This window comes from Actinomadura sp. NPDC048032 (genome assembly GCF_040653175.1).
Taxonomy (GTDB): Bacteria; Actinomycetota; Actinomycetes; order Streptosporangiales; family Streptosporangiaceae; genus Spirillospora; species Spirillospora verrucosospora.
The window spans coordinates 1-13,716 of record NZ_JBEZJP010000196.1 but is presented as its reverse complement, the minus strand read 5'-3'; the positions used below and the strand labels follow the sequence as shown (position 1 = coordinate 13,716).

The following is a 13,716-nucleotide window of genomic DNA, read 5'->3' as shown; positions in this document are numbered from 1 at the left end:
CGCAGGAGGCGGGGACGCTCGCCGGCTGGGTCAACAACGCGGCGGTGTTCCGGGACGCCGCCGATCCGTCACCGCGGGAGCTGCTCGGACTCGTGTGGTGGAACGGCTCGGAGATCAGGTGCGGGAAGTACGAGCGGCCGGTGAGGGTGGCCACGTCGTCCGGCGCGAGGCCGCCGAGCACGTGGAACTGCGCGAGCAGGTTCTGGATCGGGTTGTAGCCGAGGAACGCGGCGAAGAGCGTGCCGACCGGCGGCAGCTCGCCCACCTGGGCGGCGGGCCCGGGCGGGACGCCGTGCTCGGTCAGGCCCCGCGTCAGCGTCCTCGGCAGCGTGTCGGACAGTCCCGCGATCATCAGGGAGAAGAACACGCCGATCGACAGCACCATGCCGGCGTTCATGAAGGTGGCGCGCATCCCGGAGGCCACGCCGCGCTGGTCCGCCGGGACCGAGTTCATGATCGCGGTGGTGTTGGGGGCGGCGAACAGCCCGGAGCCGATCCCGTTGAGGAAGATCAGCAGCGCGAAGGTGGCGTACCCGAAGTCGGTCGGGATCACCAGCAGCCCGGCGAACGCCAGCGCCGACAGCACGAGGCCGCCGGAGGCGAACGCGCGGGCGCCGTGCCGGTCGGACAGGTGCCCCGAGATCGGCCCGGCGACCAGGAAGCCGGCGGTCAGCGGCAGCAGGTAGATGCCGGCCCACAGCGGGGTGGCCTCGTAGTCGTAGCCGTGCAGCGGCAGCCAGATGCCCTGCAGCCAGATGATCAGCATGAACTGCATCCCGCCGCGCGAGATCGCGGCGAGCAGCCCGGCCAGGTTGCCGGCGGCGAACGCCCGGATCCGGAACAGGCTCAGGTGGAACATCGGCTGCTCGACCCGGGTCTCGATCCAGCAGAACAGCGCCAGGACGGCGACGCCGCCGATCATCCCGGCGAGCACCCAGGGGTTCGTCCAGCCCATGTCGTGCCCGCCGTAGGGCTGGATCCCGTAGGTGATCGCGGCGAGCAGCGCGGTCAGCCCGACCGCGAACGTCACGTTGCCGAGCCAGTCGATCCTCGCGCCGACCGCCCGCCTGGCGGTCTCGACCAGGCTCCGGTACGCCCAGAGCGTCCCGACGATCCCGATGGGCGCCGAGGCGAAGAACACCAGCCGCCAGTTGATCTCGCTCAGCAGCCCGCCGGCGACCAGGCCGATGAACGTCCCGGCGATGCCCGCGACCTGGTTGACGCCCATCGCCATGCCGCGCCGGTGGGCGGGGAACGCGTCGGTGAGGATCGCGGCCGAGTTCGCCATCAGCATGGCGCCGCCGATCCCCTGGAAGACCCGCCAGCCGATGAGCCAGAGCGCCCCGGCGCCCCCGTGCAGCGGGTCGAGCGCCAGTACGAGCGTCCCGACCGTGAAGACCGCGAACCCGGCGTTGTACATCCGGACGCGCCCGAACATGTCCCCGAGCCGCCCGAGCGTCACCACCAGCACCGCCGAGACGAGCATGTAGCCCATCAGCATCCAGAGCAGGTAGCTGACGTTGCCGGGTTCGAGGGGGTTCAGATGGATGCCGCGGAAGATCGCCGGCAGCGAGATGATCACGATCGAGGAGTTGACCGTGGCCAGCAGCATGCCGAGCGTCGTGTTGCTCAGCGCGATCCACGGATAGTGCTTGGACGGCACGCCGCGCCCTCCCCCGTCGGAGATACTTTCTTACGCTAACTAATCATAAACCCGTCGAAACCGGCCAGTCCGGATAGGCTTACTCCGGTGGACGGACGACACCGGCTGGACCTGACCGACGAGGGCCTCCTCGCCTTCTGGCGGGAGCGCCACCTGTGCACGCTCGTCACCCTCCGCCCCGACGGGACCCCGCACTCGGTCCCCGTCGGCGCGACGCTGGACGCCGGCACCGTCCGCGTGATCACTTCGGCCTCCTCGGCGAAGGCCCGCCATGTCCGCGACGCGGGCGCGTCCGGCCTGCCCGCGGCCGTCACGCAGGTGGACGGCCGCCGCTGGTCGACCGTCGAGGGCCGCGCCGTCCTGCGGACCGACCCGGACTCGGTGGCCCACGCGGAGGATCTCTACACCGCCCGCTACAAGCCCCCGCGCCCGAACCCGAACCGCGTCGTCATCGAGATCACCCCGACCCGGGTGCTGGGCAACCTCTGACACCGCCTTCCGGCGGCGGGCGCCGGGACGGCGGTCAGTAGCCGTAGGCGACCGCGCAGCTCTGGCCACCGTCCACGGTGTCCCTGAAGTCGCCTTCGGTCACCCTGCCGAAGGAGTCGACTCCTCCGAGGCAGGCGTACCGGGGGCCGTCGTCGGTGGCCAAGCCGAGAACCATCCCGCCGCCGGGATCCAGCCTGATGGTCCGGGTGACCTTCATCGGCTTGCCGGCGGCGAACGAGAACAGGACGAAGCTCGGCGGGCGCGCCTTCCTCATCGCGCCGTAGCCCGCACGCCCGCCCGGGTTCACCACGGCCGTGGTGACCGCGGCGGAGTCGTCGGGCTGCCGGAACAGGACGCGGCCGTCCCGCAGATCGGCGCTCCGCCCGTTCGTGTCGAGGGCGTACACGGTGACGCTCCCGACCCTGCCCTCGAGGAAGGGACTGTGCGCGGCATCCAGCCGCACGTCGCTGACGGCGTAGCCGAGCGTGCGGCTGTCGCCCGCCCAGACGATCTCACCGACGAGTGAGGGGGCGGCCGTGCTCCAGGCTCGCGTCCGGCCCGAGCCGAGGTCGAGGACGGTCACCGTCGCCTGGGGCCGCGCGGCTTTCGCGCAGGGGGTCGTCGCGTAGGCGAGCCGTTCACCGTCCGGGCTCATGGCCAGCCCGGCCACGCGCGCCGGAACGGTGTCTTCCACGAGCGGCCCGAGATCCTTCACCCGGCCGCCGCCGGTGAGGCGGAACCGGTGGAACCGGGTCGTGCACGTCTTCTCCTTGAAGGTGGAGAACACGAACACGCCCCCCGGCCCCTCGATGAGCGACCGCGCCGCTCCGGCCGATCGCGGCGCGGGCACCGAGTCCAGAGGCCGCCCCCCGCCCGCCTGAACCGCCCTGACCTCGAACCACGGCTCCGGGCCGCGCCCCTGGGAGGCACTTCCGAACCTGCCCACCGCGACGATGAAGTGCGGCCTGCGCTGGTCACCGGGCAGCGCAGTGGTGGCCGCCGACCCGTCCACCAGCAGGTTCACGGCGCCGATGGAGGCGGCGACGGACACGGCCAGCGCCAGCGGGGCCGCCCATCGCCGGACGGCCCACGACCTCGGCCGGGCTTCTTGCCGCTCGTCCCCTTCGTCCGCCATCTGATGATCATGCCCTTCGGGCGGGGCGCCGCGTCGCCGTTTCGCTCCGAGTGCGGCGTCCCGCGGGCGCGCGCCAGCGTGCGCCTCCGGTGCCGCGCGCCTGGCGGGCACGGTCCATCGGTGAGGGATCGCCGGTGCCCACGGCGGCGCGTCCGGATCCGGCCAGGGCGGTTCTCGGATCAGCCGCGGGCGGTGGCGACGGCCGCCTGGCCGAGGCTGATGCCGCCGTCGTTGGGAGGGACGCGGTGGTGGGTCAGCACGTCGAAGCCCGCGTCGGCCAGGCCGGAGACGGCGCGGCCGAGCAGGAGCATGTTCTGGAACACCCCGCCGGAGAGCGCGACCGTGCCGAGGCCCGTCTCCGACCTGATGCGGGAGGCCGCGGCGACGACGAGCGCCGCGACGCCGTTGTGGAACCGCGCGGCGATCGCCGGGACGGGGACGCCGGCCCTGAGGTCGCTCACCACCGCGTCCACGAACTCGCCGCCCGCGACCGTGAAGCCGGTCGTGCCGTTCAGCGCCGCCGGGTAGGCGCCGGTCTCCGCGGGGTCGGCGCACTGCTCCAGTTCGACGGCGGCCTGCCCCTCGTAGTTGACGCGGTCGCGGACGCCGAGGACGGCGGCTACCGCGTCGAAGAGGCGGCCCATGCTGGAGGTCGGCGGCGCGTTGACGCCGCGCCGGGTCAGGGCGGTCACCGCGGCCCAGTCGGGGCGGCGGGCCACCGGCAGGTCGCCCGGGACCCCGTAGGCCGCCGCCATGCGCCACGGCTCGCGGATCGCGGCGGCGCCGCCGGGCAGCGGAACCGGTTCCAGATGCCCGGCGCGCTCGAAGCCGCGCAGGTCGGCGACCAGGAACTCGCCTCCCCACAGGGTGCCGTCGGTCCCGTACCCGGTGCCGTCGAACGCGACGCCGATCACCGGGCCGTCCGCGCCGTTGTCGGCGAGGCAGGAGGCGATGTGCGCGTGGTGGTGCTGGACGGCGATCCCGGGCAGGTCCTGGTCGAGCGCGTACTTCGTGGACAGGTACTCCGGGTGCGGGTCGTAGGCGATCAGTTCGGGCGCGACGTCGAACAGCCGCCGGAAGTGGCCGATGCCCTCCTCGAAGGCGCGGAGCGTCTCGTGGTTCTCCAGGTCGCCGATGTGGTGGGAGACGAACGCCCGGCCGTCGCGGGTCAGGCAGAACGTGTTCTTCAACTCCGCGCCGCAGGCCAGCACCGGGCGGCCGGCGGGGACGGGGATCGGCTCCGGCGCGTAGCCGCGGGAGCGGCGGACGGGGAGCGGGCGGCCGCGGAACGTCCGCACCACCGAGTCGTCGGTGCGGGTGTGGATGGGACGGTCGTGCAGGAGGAAGGCGTCGGCGATGCCGGCGAGCCGCTCCAGGGCGTCCTCGTCACGGTAGGCGATCGGCTCGTCCGAGACGTTGCCGCTGGTCAGGACGACCGATTCGGTGACGAGCAGGTGGTGCAGCGGGGTGTAGGGCAGCAGGAGGCCGACGGACCGGTTTCCCGGTGCGACCGCGTCCGCCAGGGCGGCGCCCGGCCGGCGCCGCGCGAGCACGATAGGGCGCCGCGGCCCGGTGAGCAGCTCTTCCTCGGCGGCCGAGAGGTCGCACAGGGCCCGGGCCGCCTCCAGGTCGGGGACCATCACGGCGAACGGCTTGTCCTCGCGGTGCTTGCGGGAGCGCAGCGCGGCCACCGCCCCCGGGTCCGCCGCCCGCGCCGCGAGGTGGTAGCCGCCGAGGCCCTTGACCGCGAGGACCCCGCCCCGCGCCAGCACCGCCCGCGCGGCCTCCAGGGGCTCGTCGGCGTGGGGGCGCAGGGCGAGGGACGGGCCGCAGGCCGGGCAGCACACCGGCTGGGCGTGGAACCTGCGGTCGGCCGGGTCCTCGTACTCGGCGGCGCACGGCCCGCACATCGCGAAGCCCGCCATGGTGGTGTTCGGACGGTCGTAGGGCACGCCCGTGACGATCGTGAAACGCGGCCCGCAGCCCGTGCAGTTGATGAACGGGTACCGGTGGCGCCGGTCGCCCGGGTCGCGCATCTCGCGCAGGCAGTCGTCGCAGGTCGCCGCGTCCCAGGACACGAGGGCCCGGCGCTCGCCCGACGCGTCGCTGCCCACGATGGCGAAGCCGCCGCGCCCCACGGCGTCCAGCTCCCGCGTGGTGACGCGCTCGACGAGGGCGAGCCGGGGCGGGCGCGTGCGCAGCCCGTCCAGGAACCGCCCGACCTTGTCGGGAGCGCCCTCGACCTCGATGAACACGCCGCCCGCGTCGTTGCCGACCAGCCCCGACAGCCCGAGGCCGGTCGCGAGGCCGTGCACGAAGGGCCGGAAACCGACGCCCTGCACGACCCCCTCGACGCGGACACCGACCCTGACGTCCACCCCGCCATTGTGCCCTGCCGGTCACCGTCGGTGACCGAAGGCTACCGGGCGTGTCCCAATGGACGACTCCGCGGCAGGAGGGGCGGACGCCGGGCGTGTTCGGCGCCGGAGGTCACTGCTCCCCGGTGTACATGGCGATGGTGAAGTCCGCCGCGGTGCGGGCGGTGGCCTCGTCGGCGCCGGCCGCGACGTCGGCGGCGTACCAGCCCTCGCCGGCCTGCCGCGCGAACTCGCGGCCCTCCTCGGACATGGCCCAGGAGTCGCCGAGCTTGGCCCGGGCGTCCTCGCCGGACTCCACGTGGATGGTGAGGCCGAGGAGCCCCATGTCCCAGCCGATGCCGACGACGCCCGGGCCGAACTGGTTCTGCGAAGGGTCGACGAGGGCGGTGTGCTCCAGTTCGAACCGGGTCCGGCCGTCCGCCTCGGGGGTCAGCCGGACCTCGATCCAGGTGGTCTGGCCGCCGTACTCCCACGTCGCCGCGAACCCCTTCGGCGGGTCGCAGCGCTCGATCGTCCCGCTGGCGTTGCCCTCCAGATGGAAGCGGCCGCCGAGCCGCAGGTCGCCGGAGACGGGCAGGAACCAGCGGGAGATCCGCTCGGGGTCGGTGACGGCGTTCCACAGGTCGTCGACGCCGGTGTCGTAGACCCTGCTGATCGTCGCGGTCCTCGCGGTGCCGGACTCCAGCGCCTTCTCGCCCACCGTGCGGGTGACCGTGTTGATCTGGCCGGTGACTTCGATCATGTCTCGCTCCCTGGGTCGTCCTGATGCGTGCGGTGTGCGCGCTTCCCGCGGGCGATCTCGGTCGCCAGGGCGTCCAGACGCGGCGTCCAGGACCGGCGGAAGCGTTCGAGCCACGCGTCCAACTCCTGCAGCGGTGCTGAGTCGACAGCGTAGAGCCGGCGCGTCCGTTCCGCCCGCACGACGGCGAATCCGTTGTCGCGCAGCACCTTGAGGTGCTGGGACACGGCGGGCTGGGAGATCCCGAACTCCTTCCGGACGACCGCCGTGAGGTCGCCGGACGAGCGCTCGCCGTCGGCGAGCAGTTCGAGGATCCGGCGCCGGACGGGGTCGCCCACCACATCGAATGCGTGCACGTGACCCAAGTTACAGGCTCGGCTTATATAAGCCAAATCTCAAGTTCAGTGTCCGGCGAGAAGCCGCTCGAACGGGACGGGCGCCTCGTACGGATCGTCCTTCGGCGGGGCCGGACGGGCCTCCACCAGGGCGGCCAGTTCCGCTCCTGCCCGGGCGACGCGTTCGGGCAGGGCGGTCTCGGCGCTCCCCCAGTCCGCGGACGCCGCGAAGACACCGGTCGGAACGACGCTAGCGCGCAGGTACGCGAACAGGGGGCGCATCGCGTAATCGATCGCCAGGGAGTGCCGGGCGGTGCCGCCGGTCGCGCCGAGCAGCACCGGCGTGCCCTCCAGGGAACCGCGTTCCAGGACGTCGAAGAACGTCTTGAACAGCCCGCTGTAGGACGCGTTGAAGACGGGCGTCACGGCGATGAGGCCGTCGGCGTTCGCCACCGTCTCGACGGCGGTGCGGAACGTCCCGGACGGGAAGCCGGTCAGGGTCGCGTCGACCATGGCGTGCGCGTGGTCGCGCAGCTCGACCGTCTCGACGGTCGCGTCCTCCCGGAGGGCTCCGGCCGCCGCCTCGGCGAGGCGGTCGGCCAGGAGCCGGGTGGACGAGGGCTGCCCGAGCCCGGCGGAGACGACGGCGAGCGTGGTCATCGCACCTCCTCGGTGAGACGGGACGCGTGGGTCGGGGCGGTCGCCGGGACGTGCGCGGGACGCAGCGACTCGAACTCCTTGCGCAGCACGGGCACGACCTCCTCCCCCAGCATGTCGATCTGCTCCAGGACGGTCTTCAGCGGCAGGCCCGCGTGGTCCATCAGGAACAGCTGGCGCTGGTAGTCGCCGAAGTGGTCGCGGAACGTCAGCGTCTTGTCGATGACCTGCTGGGGGCTGCCGACCGTGAGGGGCGTCTCCGAGGTGAACTCCTCCAGGGAGGGCCCGTGCCCGTAGACGGGCGCGTTGTCGAAGTACGGGCGGAACTCGCGGACGGCGTCCTGGGAGTTCCTGCGCATGAAGACCTGGCCGCCGAGGCCGACGATCGCCTGGTCGGCGGAGCCGTGCCCGTAGTGCTCGTAGCGGCGCCGGTACAGGCCGATCAGGCGCTGGAAGTGGTCCGTCGGCCAGAAGATGTGGTTGGCGAAGAAGCCGTCGCCGTAGAAGGCGGCCTGCTCGGCGATCTCCGGGCTGCGGATCGAGCCGTGCCAGACGAACGGCGGGACCCCGTCGAGCGGCCGCGGCGTCGAGGTGAACGACTGGAGCGGCGTGCGGTGCTTCCCCTCCCAGTCGACGACGTCCTCGCGCCACAGCCGGTGCAGGAGGTGGTAGTTCTCGATGGCGAGCGGGATGCCGTCGCGGATGTCCTTGCCGAACCAGGGGTAGACGGGGCCGGTGTTGCCGCGGCCCATCATCAGGTCCACCCGGCCGTCGGCGAGGTGCTGGAGCATCGCGAAGTCCTCGGCGATCTTCACCGGGTCGTTGGTGGTGATCAGCGTGGTCGCGGTCGACAGGATCAGCCGCTCGGTGCGCGCCGCGATGTAGCCGAGCATCGTGGTCGGGGAGGACGGCACGAACGGGGGGTTGTGGTGCTCGCCGGTCGCGAAGACGTCCAGGCCGGCCTCCTCGGCCTTGAGCGCGATCGCGACCATGGCCTTGATCCGCTCGGCCTCGGTCGGGACGCGCCCGTCGGTCGGGTCGGGGGTGACGTCGCCGACCGTGAATATCCCGAACTGCATGCCGGCCTCCAATAGTAGAACTTTCAATTATCCTACCGAACCGCGACCCCCGGGCGGGTATTCCTGCCCCGCCGCCGGGGAGGACGCGGTGACCGCCCCGCTAGGCGGCCGGAGCCGGCAGCAGCGGCGCCGGGCGCGGGACGGCGGGCAGGAAGAGGCGCCCGCTGAGCGCGCCCCGGACCGTCCGGACGCCGGCCACGGCCCAGGCCGTGACGAGAAGCAGGTAGAGGAGCACGGCCACGCCGGTCAGCGCGTCCAGGCCCGTGATCCGCGACAGGCCGGACGCGCCGGTCACGCACGTCCCGACCGGGAAGGTGAACGCCCACCACGTCATCGCGAACGGCATGCCGCCGCGCAGCGCCCGCAGGTTGGCGGTCGCCGCGATGCCCAGCCAGAGCAGCGCGAAGCCCATCACCGGCGCGCCGTAGAGGACGGCGAACGCGCGCGCCGCCGCCGCGTATCCGGGAGCGGCCTGCCCCGCCGCGTTCGCGATCTGCACGACGGCCGTGGTGGACTGCCCGAGCGGCCCGAGCACGAGGAACAGCGTCGGCGTGAGGGCCACCGGTGACGGCGGTCCACCGGCGAGCCGCGACCAGATGCCGGGCAGCAGGACCAGCGTGGCCAGCAGGCTCGCGCCGAACAGGCCGTAGCAGCCGAACATCATCGTGGCGCGGGCCTGCCCCTCCGGCAGGTGCGGGACGAGCGCGGGCCCGAGCGCCGCGGCGACCATCGGGGCGACGACGGGCAGCAGCCAGGTCGGGTTCGCGGGCCCCGGCCGGTGCCTGGTGATCATGAGGTAGGGGACGCCGGCGGCGGCCAGCACGGCGTAGAGGGTCCCGAGCGTCCAGAGGACGGCGTCCAGCGCGATCGCCGCCCGGGCGCCGATCACCTCGGGGCCGAGCATGAGCGTCCCGTAGCCGACGGCGAGCATCGCCATCGGCGGGCAGCCGTAGAACACCGCCGTGGCCGGGTTGTCCAGGAGCTGGGACCGCGCCACGTCCGCGTGCCGGGCGAAGTGGACGGCGCGCGCCGCCATGAGCGCGACGAGCATCAGCAGCGAGCCCGCCCACACGACCACGGCGAAGGCGTGCAGGCCGGGGACGTCGACCGGCAGCGCGTTCGCCCCGTTCGCAACGATCGACGTGCCCATGACGGCCGCGTACCAGTTGGGACCGAGATGCCGGAACGCCTCGGTCGGGCGGTCGAGCGCGCCCAGCAGGGCGCGGTTCGGGGTGGGATGGCTCATGAGGTCCAGGTTCCACCGCATTCGCGGCCATCAGTAGAGGTCATGGCTCTATGGGGCCATAAAGCAAAGCTATGGGTCCGTAGAATCGGGGTCATGGCCGTCTCGCACCGCGTCCCCGACCTCGGCGCCCTCGAACTGCTGCTCGCCGTCGTCCGGCTCGGCAGCGTCGGGCGCGCGGCGGCCGAGGTCGGCGTCACCCAGCCCGCCGCCAGCGCCCGGATCCGCTCGATGGAGCGGCAGCTCGGCGTGGCACTGCTCGAACGGTCGCCGCGCGGCTCCCGTCCCACCGAGGAGGGCGCGCTGGTCGCCGAGTGGGCCCGGCAGGTGGTCGCGGCGGCGGAGGCGCTCGACGCGGGGCTCGACGCGCTGCGCGAGCGGCGCGACGGGCGGCTGCGCGTCGTGGCGAGCCTCACGGTCGCCGAGTACCTGATGCCCGGCTGGCTGGTGACCCTCCGGACCGTCCGCCCGGGCGTCGCGGTGACCCTGCGCACCGCCAACTCGACCGTGGTCGCCGAGCAGGTGCGCGGCGGCGGCGCCGACCTCGGGTTCGTCGAGGGGGCGCGCACGCCGGCCGGGCTGCACGGCACCGTCGTCGCCACCGACCGGCTCGTCGTCGTGGTCGGCCCGCGGCACCCCTGGGCGCGGCGGCGCTCCGGGGTCCCGGCCGCCGAGCTGGCGCGGACGCCGCTCGTCCTGCGCGAGGAGGGGTCGGGGACGCGCGAGGTCCTGGACCGGGCTCTGGCCGCGCACGGCGGGACGGCGCCGCCGATGCTGCAGCTCGCGTCCACCACCGCGCTGAAGGCGGCGGCCGTCTCCGGAGCCGGGCCGGTCGTGGTGAGCGATCTGGCCGTCGCCGACGAGGTGGCCGCCGGGCGGCTGGTCTGCGTCCCCGTCCCCGAACTGGATCTCGCGCGCCCGCTGCGCGCGGTCTGGCCGGCGGGCCGGCGCCCCGCCGGTCCCGCCCGCGACCTCCTGGGCCTGACCCGCGCCTCCCGCGCCGGCGGCTAGCCGTGTTCCGAACTCCCGGCCCACTTCGCTCGCCTGGCGGCTCGCGGCGCGACCGGGCCTGGGCGCTCGGGCCGGCGGTCAGCGGTCGAGCGGGACCTCGGCCCCCGGGCGCGGCGCGTCGGCGGCGGTGAACACGGTCTGGATCTCCAGCGCGATCGCGATCTCGTCGCCGAGCATGACCCGGTCGCCCTGCAGCGGGATGTTGAACTCGATGCCGAAGTCGCGGCGGCTGATGGAGGCGGTCGCGGTGAATCCCGCGCGGACGCCGCCCCACGGGTCGGGGCCCACGCCGTGGAACTCGGTCAGCAGCCGGACCGGACGGGTCACGTTCTTGATCGTCAGGTCGCCGAGCAGGTGGTAGCGGGGGGTGCGGGCGCGGCGGCCGGTCTTGGCACGTTCCACGCCGGTGCCGGCGAAGCTCATCACCGGATGGCGGCGCACGTCGAGGAAGTCGGCGGAGCGGACGTGCTCGTCCCGCTCGGCGCTGCGGGTGTCGATCGATCCCATCCGGATCTCCGCCCGGGCGGTGGACTCCATCGGGTCCTCCCCGATCACGATCTCGCCCTCGAAGTCCGGGAACGAGCCGCGCACCGTCGTCATCAGGTGCCGCACCGAGAAAGTGATCTCGGAGTGGACCGGGTCGATGGCCCAGCGGCCGGCTTCGAGGTCGGGCACCTCGCCACCCATAAATCCCCCAAAAGTCAGATAACTCGGCAAAAGTACCCCAAAACTCACTCTGGTCTGTCCGGGCTCCGAGGGGGAATGCTTCGTACATGATCGGTGAACACGTGCTGGCCGGATACGTCCCCGACGCGGGCGGCCGGGAGGCACTCGACCTCGCCCGCGGGATCGTCGCGCTGACCGGCGGCCGGCTGAGCGTGGCGACCGTCCATCCGCCGGACCTGCCCGCCGCGGCCGGCGAGGCCCGCGCGCTCCTGGACCAGGTGGCCGACCTCCTGGACGGCGAGCCCGCGGACCTGCTCGTCCAGGAGGGCCGCAGCGTCGGGCGCGGCCTGACCGTCCTCGCCAGCCGGATCGGCGCCGACCTGATCGTCGTCGGCTCCCCCGAGGGCGGCGCCCGCGGCCGCATCGGCGTCGGCGCCGCCGCCGACCACCTGCTCCACTCGGCGACCGAGGCCGTGATGCTCGCCCCGTCCGGCCACCGGCCGCCCGACGAGCTGGCCCGGATCACGGTCATGTACGTGCGGCGGCCCCAGTGCGACGAGGCGGTCATCCGCGCCGCCCAGGCCGCCGAGCGGCTGGAGGTGCCGCTCCGGCTGGTCACCCTGGCCATCGGCGACGTCAACCCCGAGCCCCTCCGCGACGACCTCGCCCTCGCCATCCGGCTCGCCCTGGACTCCGCGGAACTGGTCCCCGAGGACGTCACCGCCGAGGTCGCCGAGGGCGACGACGTCGCGGACGCGCTCGAGGACGTGGACTGGCCCGAGGGCGAGCTGCTGGTCTGCGCGTCCAGCGAGGACGCCGCCGCCCACCGCGTCTTCCTGGGCGAGGTGGCGCTCAAGGTCCTGCGCGCGGCGCCCTGTCCGGTCGCCGTCCTCCCGCGAGGCTACTACTGAGTAGTCCCTTATGACCGTTTCCCTGGAAGCGGTTGCCGCCCACCGTTTACCTCGGCTACATTCCGTCGAGATCGGAACGTGACCTTGGACCGGGGCGCGTTCCGTCCCCCGATCGGGCGCCACCTCGCCCGAACGAGCGAGGCGCGTCAGGAGCGAGATGGACCCGATCGGCAAGAAGCTGCTCGACATCGCCACGAAAGAGCTCGGGTACACCGAGAAGGGCGACGGCTACACCAAGTTCGGCGAGTGGTACCGCAAGAACCTCGACGGCGACCACGACGAGTACTTCTCGACGGCGCCCTGGTGCGACATGTTCCTCGCCTGGGCCGCCGACAAGGCCGACGTCGCCGGCCAGGCCGGGCAGTTCGCCTCCACCATCGACCACGCCAAGTGGTTCAAGAAGAACGACGCCTGGGGCCACGACCCCGAACCCGGCGCCATCGTCTTCTACGACTGGAACGGCTCCGGCGACATCGACCAGATCGACCACGTCGGCATCGTCGAGAAGGTCGACGGCCACACCCTCCACACCATCGAGGGCAACGCCGACGGCTACAAGCTCATGCGCAAGACCCGCGACATGGACTCCGTCGTCGGCTTCGGCTACCCGTCCAAGATCAAGGTCGAGGCCAAGTACACCCCGAAGCACGCCGCGCCCGCCCCCGCCGTCGACCAGGTCGGCGCCCCCGCCGCCACGACGCGCACCCACGAGCAGCAGCAGCACTCCCCCGCCCCCGAGCACGTCCCCGCCCAGGAGGTCGTCCTCGGCGGCATCCTCGCCTTCGTCCTCTGCGGCACCGTGGCCCTCGCGGCCGGACGCGCCGCCGCCGCGAAGGCCCCCACGTCGCCGCCCATCCGCGTCCGCAAGCGCGGCAAGCACCACCGCCCCGCCACCCCGGTCGCCCTCCCCGCCGACGTCACCCCCGCCGACCTCGACGCCGCGGACGCCGGCACCACCCTGATGCCCGCCATCTCCCTCGCCGCCGCCCACGCGGCCGAGGACCGCGAGTTCTGGGGCCGCATCGCCCACCTCGAAGAGGACAGCGAGCTCGACTTCTGGAACACCCTGCACGCCGAGCTCACCGACTCCGCATCCGACCGGTACGCAAGCACTCCAGGATTCCGCTAGAGTTGTTCGTGCGAGCCCGGGGGGCGACCCCCGGACCGGCACGCGGACGTGGCTCAGTTGGTAGAGCATCACCTTGCCAAGGTGAGGGTCGCGGGTTCGAATCCCGTCGTCCGCTCTGAGAGGCCCCCGTCAGGCAGGCCTCGCTCTGGTGGAGTGGCCGAGAGGCGAGGCAACGGCCTGCAAAGCCGTGTACACGGGTTCAAATCCCGTCTCCACCTCGCAGCACACGCAAGGGCGATTAGCTCAGTGGGAGAGCGCTACCTTGACACGGTAGAGGCCAC

General features: G+C 73.1%; 13 protein-coding genes and 2 tRNA genes. 6 read left to right on the top strand and 9 right to left on the bottom strand.

What is annotated here, in order from left to right; genetic code table 11:
* Window positions 1-1,663: MFS transporter (locus AB0C69_RS23985; protein WP_360357090.1), on the bottom strand; the 1,663-nt coding region annotated here is incomplete at its 3' end.
* Window positions 1,664-1,750: 87 nt separating this feature from the next.
* Between AB0C69_RS23985 and AB0C69_RS23980 the strand changes: the two genes are divergently transcribed.
* The gene (locus AB0C69_RS23980) at window positions 1,751-2,152 is read left to right on the top strand and encodes a PPOX class F420-dependent oxidoreductase (protein ID WP_360357087.1); all 402 of its coding nucleotides are present in this window, start codon (window positions 1,751-1,753) and stop codon (window positions 2,150-2,152) included.
* Window positions 2,153-2,186: 34 nt separating this feature from the next.
* On the opposite strand, the gene AB0C69_RS23975 is transcribed toward AB0C69_RS23980, so the two are convergent.
* From AB0C69_RS23975 to AB0C69_RS23945, 7 genes are all read right to left on the bottom strand, one after another.
* Window positions 2,187-3,287 carry a hypothetical protein gene (locus AB0C69_RS23975; protein ID WP_360357084.1) on the bottom strand — a complete coding sequence of 367 codons (1,101 nt, stop codon included), beginning with the start codon at window positions 3,285-3,287 and terminating at the stop codon, window positions 2,187-2,189.
* 179 nt (window positions 3,288-3,466) lie between these two features.
* Window positions 3,467-5,665, bottom strand: coding sequence for a carbamoyltransferase HypF (gene hypF / locus AB0C69_RS23970; protein WP_360357081.1), 2,199 nt, complete (start codon window positions 5,663-5,665; stop codon window positions 3,467-3,469).
* A gap of 112 nt (window positions 5,666-5,777) precedes the next feature.
* Complete coding sequence (locus tag AB0C69_RS23965) at window positions 5,778-6,407, bottom strand: SRPBCC family protein (RefSeq protein WP_345183760.1); 630 nt, start codon at window positions 6,405-6,407, stop codon at window positions 5,778-5,780.
* Window positions 6,404-6,760 (bottom strand): metalloregulator ArsR/SmtB family transcription factor, encoded by a 357-nt coding sequence (locus AB0C69_RS23960; protein WP_345183758.1) that lies wholly within the window; start codon window positions 6,758-6,760, stop codon window positions 6,404-6,406. Before AB0C69_RS23960 ends, AB0C69_RS23965 begins: the two co-directional genes overlap by 4 nt.
* 45 nt (window positions 6,761-6,805) lie before the next feature.
* Complete coding sequence (locus tag AB0C69_RS23955) at window positions 6,806-7,399, bottom strand: FMN reductase (RefSeq protein WP_360357077.1); 594 nt, start codon at window positions 7,397-7,399, stop codon at window positions 6,806-6,808.
* A complete protein-coding gene (locus AB0C69_RS23950; protein ID WP_345183754.1) occupies window positions 7,396-8,475 on the bottom strand; it encodes an LLM class flavin-dependent oxidoreductase in 1,080 nt (359 codons plus the stop codon). Before AB0C69_RS23950 ends, AB0C69_RS23955 begins: the two co-directional genes overlap by 4 nt.
* Before the next feature lie 100 nt (window positions 8,476-8,575).
* Complete coding sequence (locus AB0C69_RS23945; protein ID WP_360357073.1) at window positions 8,576-9,721, bottom strand: TDT family transporter; 1,146 nt, start codon at window positions 9,719-9,721, stop codon at window positions 8,576-8,578.
* A gap of 93 nt (window positions 9,722-9,814) precedes the next feature.
* Here AB0C69_RS23945 and AB0C69_RS23940 point away from each other — a divergent pair, with 93 nt between their 5' ends.
* Window positions 9,815-10,729, top strand: coding sequence for a LysR family transcriptional regulator (locus AB0C69_RS23940; protein ID WP_345183750.1), 915 nt, complete (start codon window positions 9,815-9,817; stop codon window positions 10,727-10,729).
* Window positions 10,730-10,807: 78 nt separating this feature from the next.
* Here the strand turns inward: AB0C69_RS23940 and AB0C69_RS23935 are convergent, their stop codons facing one another.
* Window positions 10,808-11,404, bottom strand: coding sequence for a YceI family protein (locus AB0C69_RS23935; protein ID WP_360357070.1), 597 nt, complete (start codon window positions 11,402-11,404; stop codon window positions 10,808-10,810).
* 98 nt (window positions 11,405-11,502) lie between these two features.
* Between AB0C69_RS23935 and AB0C69_RS23930 the strand changes: the two genes are divergently transcribed.
* The 4 genes from AB0C69_RS23930 (at window position 11,503) to AB0C69_RS23915 (ending at window position 13,653) form a co-directional block, all read left to right on the top strand.
* Complete coding sequence (locus AB0C69_RS23930) at window positions 11,503-12,306, top strand: universal stress protein (protein WP_345183735.1); 804 nt, start codon at window positions 11,503-11,505, stop codon at window positions 12,304-12,306.
* A 157-nt stretch (window positions 12,307-12,463) separates the two neighbouring features.
* Window positions 12,464-13,435 (top strand): CHAP domain-containing protein, encoded by a 972-nt coding sequence (locus AB0C69_RS23925; protein WP_360357067.1) that lies wholly within the window; start codon window positions 12,464-12,466, stop codon window positions 13,433-13,435.
* Window positions 13,436-13,477: 42 nt separating this feature from the next.
* Window positions 13,478-13,550, top strand: a tRNA-Gly gene (locus AB0C69_RS23920).
* A 32-nt stretch (window positions 13,551-13,582) separates the two neighbouring features.
* Window positions 13,583-13,653: transfer RNA gene (locus tag AB0C69_RS23915), tRNA-Cys, on the top strand.
* Window positions 13,654-13,716: the final 63 nt, after the last annotated feature.

Bases quoted from the DNA above. Each gene is read 5' to 3' on its own strand.
- AB0C69_RS23975 (WP_360357084.1), bottom strand. From the start codon at position 3,287: ATGGCGGACGAAGGGGACGAGCGGCAAGAAGCCCGGCCGAGGTCGTGG.
- AB0C69_RS23965 (WP_345183760.1), bottom strand. From the start codon at position 6,407: ATGATCGAAGTCACCGGCCAGATCAACACGGTCACCCGCACGGTGGGC.
- AB0C69_RS23955 (WP_360357077.1), bottom strand. From the start codon at position 7,399: ATGACCACGCTCGCCGTCGTCTCCGCCGGGCTCGGGCAGCCCTCGTCC.
- AB0C69_RS23950 (WP_345183754.1), bottom strand. From the start codon at position 8,475: ATGCAGTTCGGGATATTCACGGTCGGCGACGTCACCCCCGACCCGACC.
- AB0C69_RS23945 (WP_360357073.1), bottom strand. From the start codon at position 9,721: ATGAGCCATCCCACCCCGAACCGCGCCCTGCTGGGCGCGCTCGACCGC.
- AB0C69_RS23940 (WP_345183750.1), top strand. From the start codon at position 9,815: ATGGCCGTCTCGCACCGCGTCCCCGACCTCGGCGCCCTCGAACTGCTG.
- AB0C69_RS23930 (WP_345183735.1), top strand. From the start codon at position 11,503: ATGATCGGTGAACACGTGCTGGCCGGATACGTCCCCGACGCGGGCGGC.
- AB0C69_RS23925 (WP_360357067.1), top strand. From the start codon at position 12,464: ATGGACCCGATCGGCAAGAAGCTGCTCGACATCGCCACGAAAGAGCTC.